Source organism: Streptomyces sp. NPDC056231 (assembly GCF_048270745.1).
In the GTDB taxonomy this organism is placed as follows: domain Bacteria; phylum Actinomycetota; class Actinomycetes; order Streptomycetales; family Streptomycetaceae; genus Streptomyces.
In genome coordinates this window covers 1-6,993 of the sequence record NZ_JBLVKW010000156.1, presented here as the reverse complement: position 1 = coordinate 6,993, position 6,993 = coordinate 1, and the positions used below count along the sequence as shown (strand labels likewise).

The following is a 6,993-nucleotide window of genomic DNA, read 5'->3' as shown; positions in this document are numbered from 1 at the left end:
GCGCCCTGAACGTCCTACGGGCCGGGCTGGTCCGTCGCGAAGCCCAACCGGCATAGCGAGAAGCCCCCTCGTTTACGAGGGGGAGGAGTCACGAGGCTGCCCGCCGCTCGGGAAGGGGTGCGGCGATTGCTGGAGAGGCTGGAGAGCTTCCGCGGCCTGACGCGCGTGACCACTCCGGGAGCGTGACAGGCGGCACCTTTTGGCGCGGCGGCTCTGCGAACCACGGCGAAGGGGGCCCGGCGTTGCCGGGCCCCCTTGCCTGTTCTACCCGGATCCGGGCTCAGCCGGTGGAGACCGATCCATCCCCGCCGGGCTCCTTGGGAGCCCAGTCAGGCGTGCTGGTGGCTTCCTTCAAGCCGGGTTCGTTCATCCGAACTCGCCAGCTGTCGGCACCTTCCGGGTCGTCCACCCGCACGGTGATCTGCTTGACCTGGTGGGTGTCCTGGAAGTACAGCACTACCACCTGGCGTTCGGATGCCTCGTCGTAGAAGTCGGCCGCGACCTTACCCTTGGCCCCTTTCTGGAAGCTTTTGATCCAGTTCGCGGCCGTCTTCCGGGTCTCGCTGTCGGTGCTGTCGCTGGTCGCCAGCTTCTCCAGATCCCCGGCCTTGCCGTCGGCGATGCGCCACACGACCTCCTGGACCACCTGCAGGGATCCGGTGGACGGATAGCCGAACACATGCAGCGGTTCGTGGTTGGCGTAATCCGTTTCGTACTGGAGGTCGGGCCCGAGCAGCGAGCACGCGGACAAGCTCAGCAGCAGGGCTGCCGTTATTCCGCATACGGCCCTGTGTCTCACACTGTCACCTGTCCTTGACGCGAACGATCAGGACCTTCTCGATCGGATCCTTCTTCTTCTTGTAGCGGGCGATCACGTCGCTGAGTGTAGTCAGTTCCTTGATCCCGTGCTGGACGAGATGGATCTCACCGCGTGAGTTGGCCCGTACCACCGCAGCGTGGTTGTAGACCTTCTCCGACTTCCACTTGAAGAAGATGATGTCACCGACCTTGGCCGAGCTAGCCTTCGAGATGGTCTGCGAGTGGCGGTACTTGGTGACGTGGCGGCGCAGATTCTCTGCCGCGGACCAGGTGTAGGTCTTGTTCTTGATCGTGCCGAAGAGGTAGTACTCCTGCCACCAGGAGTGGTCGGCCTTGCGGCCACCATTCCGGAACTTCATGTGGCCACCGTAGTAGAGGGCCTTGGAGACGAAGTTGGTGCAGTCCTGCTTGTACTCCCACTTGGTACCACGGTTCTTGTAGGCCCAGTTCGCGGTTCCGTTCCCGTCGACGACGCTGGCAAGAGTGGTGACCAGCGGTACGCCGTCGTTGACCGGGAACCCGTCGTCGTCCAGGTCCAGGGCGTCGCCTTCGTCAGCCGGCAGGTCGGCGTCTTCCGACCCCTCTGACTCCAACTGGGCCTCGGCGGCGGCGGTCGGGGACAGCGTCAGACCAGCGGAGGCGTCATCGGCTTCCGTGAGCAGCACGACGGCACCGTTCTTGACGGTGAAGGTGAACCGCTTGTCGTTGCGGGCCTCGGTTTTGTCGTCGACGCCGTCCGTGCGTATCGTCTCCGACTCCGTCACGGTCGCGTGCACGATCGCCTCGGCGGTGTTCTCGCCGCGTCGCACCAGCACGTCGCTCAGTTCGGCGGACGCCGAGCTGTAGCTCTGGCCGCGCTTCTCCAGGGCCTCTCGTGCGCCGACGAGACCTTCCTCCTGGGCCTCGAGAAGCTCACGGAAGACTCCGCCGTGAGCAGACTCGGAAGCGGCGTCTCCGGCCGTGAGGCTTCCGCCGGTCGTGATCCGCCCGCGTGCCTTGAGGTAGTCCTGCACATACGTCCTGTACAGGTCCGGGCCGCCGGTGACCGCAGTCGGCTGGGAGAGCGCGGAGCGGGAAACTGGCCCGTTGCCGAAGGTGTTGTGTGCCGTGACCGCGACGCGGTAGGAGCGTGAGTTGTCCAGGCCGGTGACCACCGCGCGGGGCACGGTGCTCTCCACCTCGGCCACGATCAGCCCGTCCGTCGTCTCCACCTTCACCGTGTAGCCGGTCTCCTCACCGGCGGCCCCACCGCTGAGCGGCGGGTTCCACCGGGCCAGCAGCCCCTTGTCGCCGGCGCTGACGGCGATGTCCTCGACCGGGCCCGGAGCGGACGGCAGGACGTACTGGATGGTGAGCTGCGGCCGCTTCGCCGCGTCGCCGGCCGAGGCCGAGTAGTAGGCCGCACCGGGTGCTTCGCCTGCCGCTCGTAGCAGCAGACCGGTGTTGTCCCCCAGCTCGGTCCATGACTGCACCACGGGTCCGAGCTCGGTGGCGGTGAGTTCTTCACCGGAGCTGTAGCTGTCGACGCTTGCGGCGGCGAGCAGTTCCTTTCCGCTCTGCGACGGAGACCACGCGGTGGCGAGCTGGAACAGGTCGAACTTCTGGGCCGTGCACCCGGTGGTGCAGTCGGCGCGTGTGAGGGACAGCTTGGCCCCGGTCACAAAGGATCCGCGGGGCAGGGGCGACAGGTCTGCCTTGATCCACGTGGCCCAGTCGTGCCCGTCGGTTCGTCCGGCGAGGATCTTCCCGTCGGGGGTGGCAGGGCACGCGTCGTCGCAGTCCGTCACGGCCGATGAGGCGGTGAGCCGGCCATCGGTGAGGGTGAGGGTCTTGGACTCGGGGACGGGCAGGGGCCGCACCCGCACGGTGAGCTTCTGCAGCGCGGACCATGGTGAGCAGCCGACCGATGTGCAGGCTCGGACGTTCCAGTAGTAGGTGGCACCGTCGGTGAGTACCCCGTCGGGGATCTGCACGGCGGACCGGTACCCGCTGTCCGTCCACACCGGCTTGAGGATGAGCCCCGGAATCGCAGCCCCTGCAGCATCCTTCAGCGTGAACTCACTGCTCACCCTTCCCTGGGCGGGGTCGGTGACCACGGCCGACAGGATCGGGGTCAGTGTCTGCTCGGCGCCGGCCTGCAGGTCCTGTGGGACACCCGGCAGAGGACTCACACTGAACCTCGCCCAGGGCGACCATTCCAGGCTGTAGTGCGTACCGTCGTAGGGATTCGTCCGGAACCGGTAAGTGCGCCCGTGCTGGAGCTGCCCGGCCGGCACCTTGACCTCCGCTGGCGTTCCGCCGGCCACGAACGGGGAGACAAGGACGTCTCCGACCTGCTTGTTGGTCGCGTCGTCGAAGATCTGGAAGGTGCCGTTGACCTTGTCACCGTCCGGGTCGACGAACGTGTCCCTCAAGGTGGGGGTCGTCGTGTCGACGCGCCAGGTGCCCGTCTTGTCCTGCGTGTACGGCGGGCCCGCCTGCTGCTTGGTGCCCGTGCGCGGCCGGTAGTTGTAGTTGACCACCAGCTTCGGCGGGTTCGAGGCCGCGTTGGCGGAGTTGACGCGCTTCCACTGCGCCACCACCGACTCGTCGGAGGCCCTGATGCCCATGTTGCCGCGGGTGGCCTTGGCCGACGCCCATTCCTGCGCCAGCGTGGTCACATCCGCGTTGATCCAGCCCGCCGGCTGGGTGCTCGTGCACGCCGAGTTGCCGCGTGTCTCGGTGGAGGTGGCCTTCTTCGCCGTCATCGTCGGGCGGTTGGCCCACCGGCTGGAGGTGGAAGCGGCCCCGGAGGTCCACACCTCCCACGGGTAGGCCTTGCAGTCGGTGTTGCCCGAGTGGAAGTTGTACAAGGACAACTTCGCGTTCAGGACCAGCGCGTCCTGAAACGGCGTGGTGTTCCAGGAGATGAAGGTCTGCGCGGTGCGCGGGGTGCCGTCCGCGTTCTTCGTGCCCGGGTTGCCGAAGTCCAGCTCCTTGTCGGTCGACTGGTCGACCGTCACTCCCTGCTGGACATAGGTCGCGAAGACGTTGGACAGCGCCGATGTGGACGGGTCGATGGTGACCGGGTACTGGGTGTCCGGGTCGGTGAGGAACCCGATGTCCGGGGTGACCACCAGGTCAACGGACGAGCCCTTCTGCACGACCGTCAGGCCGACCCTGGCCTTGTGCGTGTGCTCACCCGACCGCTGGTCGACGGTGGCGTCCCACATCACCGGGGCCGGCATGACGGCCCGCTTCTTGTTCTTGTTGTCGGTGAACAGCACGCTGCCGTCAGCCAGTTGTTTCGCCTTCAGGCCCTTGGCCTTCAGTGGCAGCGTGTAACTGTAGTTGTCGACCTCGGGACGCTGCTTGATCTCGACGAACTGCTCGAACCCGGAACGTGTCGCCTCGACCACCACGTCCGCGCCCGGTACCGCGTTCACATACTCGGCACGGGTCCCGTCCAGTTTCGGCGCGGGAAGCCCGCCCTTCCACTGCAGGGTGATCCGCTGATCATCCTCGCCCAGCGTCACCAGGTCCGTGGCCGCGGCCTCCTGCGCCGCCTTGAGCGATGCGGCCGGACGGCCGGTTCCTCCTGAAAGCTTCAGACCATGGGGATGCGCCTTGGCCTCGACGGAACCGTCGGAACCGCGGGTGAGATTCACATCGATGCCACGCCACGAGCCGGCGTCCTGGTCGTAGAACCGAACAGGGCCCGCGGAGACCTCGGTTGTCAGCGACCCGTCCTTGTTCACCCACGTCGTGGTCGCCTCCGTGCGCTCCGACAGGGCCTCCACTCGCTTTCCCGACAGGCGCGCGGCAGCACGCGCGGAAGCGAGGTCGGCCGCCTGCGTCACCGGAGCTTCGCTCTCAGCAGCAGGATGGTCCGGCGCTTCAGCCGCGGAGCTCACGCCGTTGAGCAGAGCGGCGGACACCGCCAGGCTGAGAGTTCCCGCTACCCAGCGCAGGGTTCTTCCTGCGGGCCGCACCCGCCCGCGCCGCGGCACGGACAAAGGATCGGTCACGTTTTTCCCTTTCATTGTTCACATCTTCACCAAGTAATGGTGAAGTCGTGAACATACCGAAGGAGAAAACCCCAAGTTCTGGGCAACTGTGAGAAGACAGACGCCGGTTACGGAGCGTCAATGGTGATCTACCTCACGCGACATGAGGGATGGGGTGTTTCCGGGCACAACCTGCCCCAGGTGAGCAACCAGATCTGCCCTGCAACCCTCTAACCGTCAATGTCACATCGCCCCGACGGCGAGCCCCTGCTGTTCCAGCAGCCCGACGACCGGAGGGAAGTTCGCGCGCCGAACTGGTAGGTCTCGGCGTCCTGTTCGTGACCCATCGCTCCCATCGAGGTGTCGTTCACCGGGCGGCCGCGGAGTACAAGGTGTATCTACATACGTGATGGACGTACAGATACTCGTGGACGTGGTGGTCGCGTCGGCCGTTCCGGCCCTCGCGATCGCCCCGCGTGTCCTGGCCCGTAGGCCCGGCCGTCGGGCCGGGGTGGCGGGCCGTGCCGTCTCACCGGCCACCGCGTTGGCGTCGGTGACCGGGCTGGTCTACGTCAACCAGGTGCCGCCGACGCCATGTCGAACCATCCGGCGGGCAGGTAGCGCCCGATGAGCGACGGGTCGCCGGCGTGCACGCGCAGCACGTAGACCGTGAACGAATGGGGCAGCATCATGGTCCGGCCGCACCGGCGTGAGGGCCGCGAGCCGCCGGGTTCCGCTGGCAACGCGAGGTCCGATACCCGCCAGCACCGACTTCCACCCTGCCGCAGTCTGATGGAGGTGATCAGATGCCGGGCCCGGCCGACCACCCAGAACCACCTCTTTTCGAAAGGCTTCTCCATGTCTTCCCGTCTGGACTCCAAAGTTTTCGTCGTCACCGGCGGCTCCTCCGGCATCGGTCTCGCGGTCGCCCAGCGGCTCGCCTCGGAAGGCGCCGCCGTCGTCATCGGCGCCCGCCGCAAGGACGTCGGTGAGGAGGCCGCCGAGAGCATCCGTGCTACGAGCGGTCGGGTGCTCTTTGTTCCCGCGGACGTCTCCGTCGAGGCCGACGCCGCCGCCCTGGTCGCGGCGGCGCTCTCCGAGTTCGGCCGCCTGGACGGGGCGTTCAACAATGCCGGCGGCGTCAACGCCTCCGGCCCGGTGTCCAGCATCGACGGTGCCGCGTGGAACGCCGAGATCGCGCAGAACGTCACCAGCGTCTTCAACTGCCTCAAGCACCAGATCCCGGAGGTCCTCAAGACCCGTGGCGCGATCGTCAACAACGCCTCCAACATGGGCGTCGTCGCGCTGCCCGGCGTTGCCCCGTACGTCGCCGCCAAGCATGCGGTCGTGGGCCTGACCCGGGCCACCGCGCTCGAAGTCGCCGAGCAGGGCGTGCGGATCAACGCCATCACCACCGGTGGTGTCGACACGCCGCTGTCCCGCGGTTCCATGATGACCAGCGACGAGGCCGTCGCGCAGATCTCAGCGATGCACCCGGTGAACCGCATTGCCCAGCCCGAGGAAATCGCCCCGCTCGTGGCGTTCCTGCTGAGCGATGAAGCCTCGTTCATAACCGGCGCGGCCCTGGCGATCGACGGCGGATTCACCACCCGCTGACCTGAAGGTCCCCCCGGCCTCGCGCGCAGCCCGGCTTGTTCCTCGGCCGCAGGGCCAGGGGGTCACCGGGACGAACGCGAGACCGTCCGCCGCGGTATCGCCAAGGTGACGGCCGCGACCGTCAGTGCGGCACTGCATCAGGGAGTCCGGATCGCGTACGGGCGCCAGCGCCCGCGTTCGGTGGCCGGGGCGCGCATGATGCGCCAGCTGGTGCGCGGCACGGGACGGCGTGGACCAGGACGGCGACGGCCTGGCGGCAAGCGCCGCCCCGGACCCACGCCCCGGTGAAGCGGACCTGATCGGCCGCCCAGCCGCCCAGACGCTGCCACGGGCCCAGACGCCCGAGCAGATCGCCGGCCGCGAGCGCGGCGGCCGCGGTGACGACGACGGCCATCACGACCACCGCATGCCGATGGCGGACAGCTGTTTCGCCCGTTCCGGCGACAGGGTCGCGGCCCTGCTTCGTTGGTTGCTGATCCATCCGTGATCTTGCGTGGGTATCCCCGGCTTCAGCCGGGGAGGGAAACGCATCCTCGGCCCGGAGGCGCGAAGCGCCAAAGTTCGCTGCGTT

4 protein-coding genes and 1 pseudogene are annotated in these 6,993 nt (G+C 67.5%); 2 read left to right on the top strand and 3 right to left on the bottom strand.

The window, feature by feature from the left end:
* Positions 1-280: 280 nt before the first annotated feature.
* The 3 genes and pseudogenes from ACNPQM_RS43230 to ACNPQM_RS43220 all read right to left on the bottom strand — a co-directional run.
* Positions 281-799 carry a hypothetical protein gene (locus ACNPQM_RS43230; protein WP_418088313.1) on the bottom strand — a complete coding sequence of 173 codons (519 nt, stop codon included), beginning with the start codon at positions 797-799 and terminating at the stop codon, positions 281-283.
* A gap of 4 nt (positions 800-803) precedes the next feature.
* A complete protein-coding gene (locus ACNPQM_RS43225) occupies positions 804-2,792 on the bottom strand; it encodes an amidase domain-containing protein (protein WP_418088314.1) in 1,989 nt (662 codons plus the stop codon).
* Between the two features lie 174 nt (positions 2,793-2,966).
* Positions 2,967-4,814: pseudogene (locus tag ACNPQM_RS43220) on the bottom strand (DNRLRE domain-containing protein); the annotation flags it as partial.
* Positions 4,815-5,663: 849 nt separating this feature from the next.
* On the opposite strand from ACNPQM_RS43220, the gene ACNPQM_RS43215 reads away from it, so the two are divergent.
* Complete coding sequence (locus ACNPQM_RS43215; protein ID WP_418088312.1) at positions 5,664-6,422, top strand: SDR family NAD(P)-dependent oxidoreductase; 759 nt, start codon at positions 5,664-5,666, stop codon at positions 6,420-6,422.
* 229 nt (positions 6,423-6,651) lie between these two features.
* Complete coding sequence (locus ACNPQM_RS43210; protein WP_418088311.1) at positions 6,652-6,909, top strand: hypothetical protein; 258 nt, start codon at positions 6,652-6,654, stop codon at positions 6,907-6,909.
* Positions 6,910-6,993: the final 84 nt, after the last annotated feature.

Coding starts and splice junctions, on each gene's coding strand:
- ACNPQM_RS43215 (WP_418088312.1), top strand. CDS start 5,664: ATGTCTTCCCGTCTGGACTCCAAAGTTTTCGTCGTCACCGGCGGCTCC.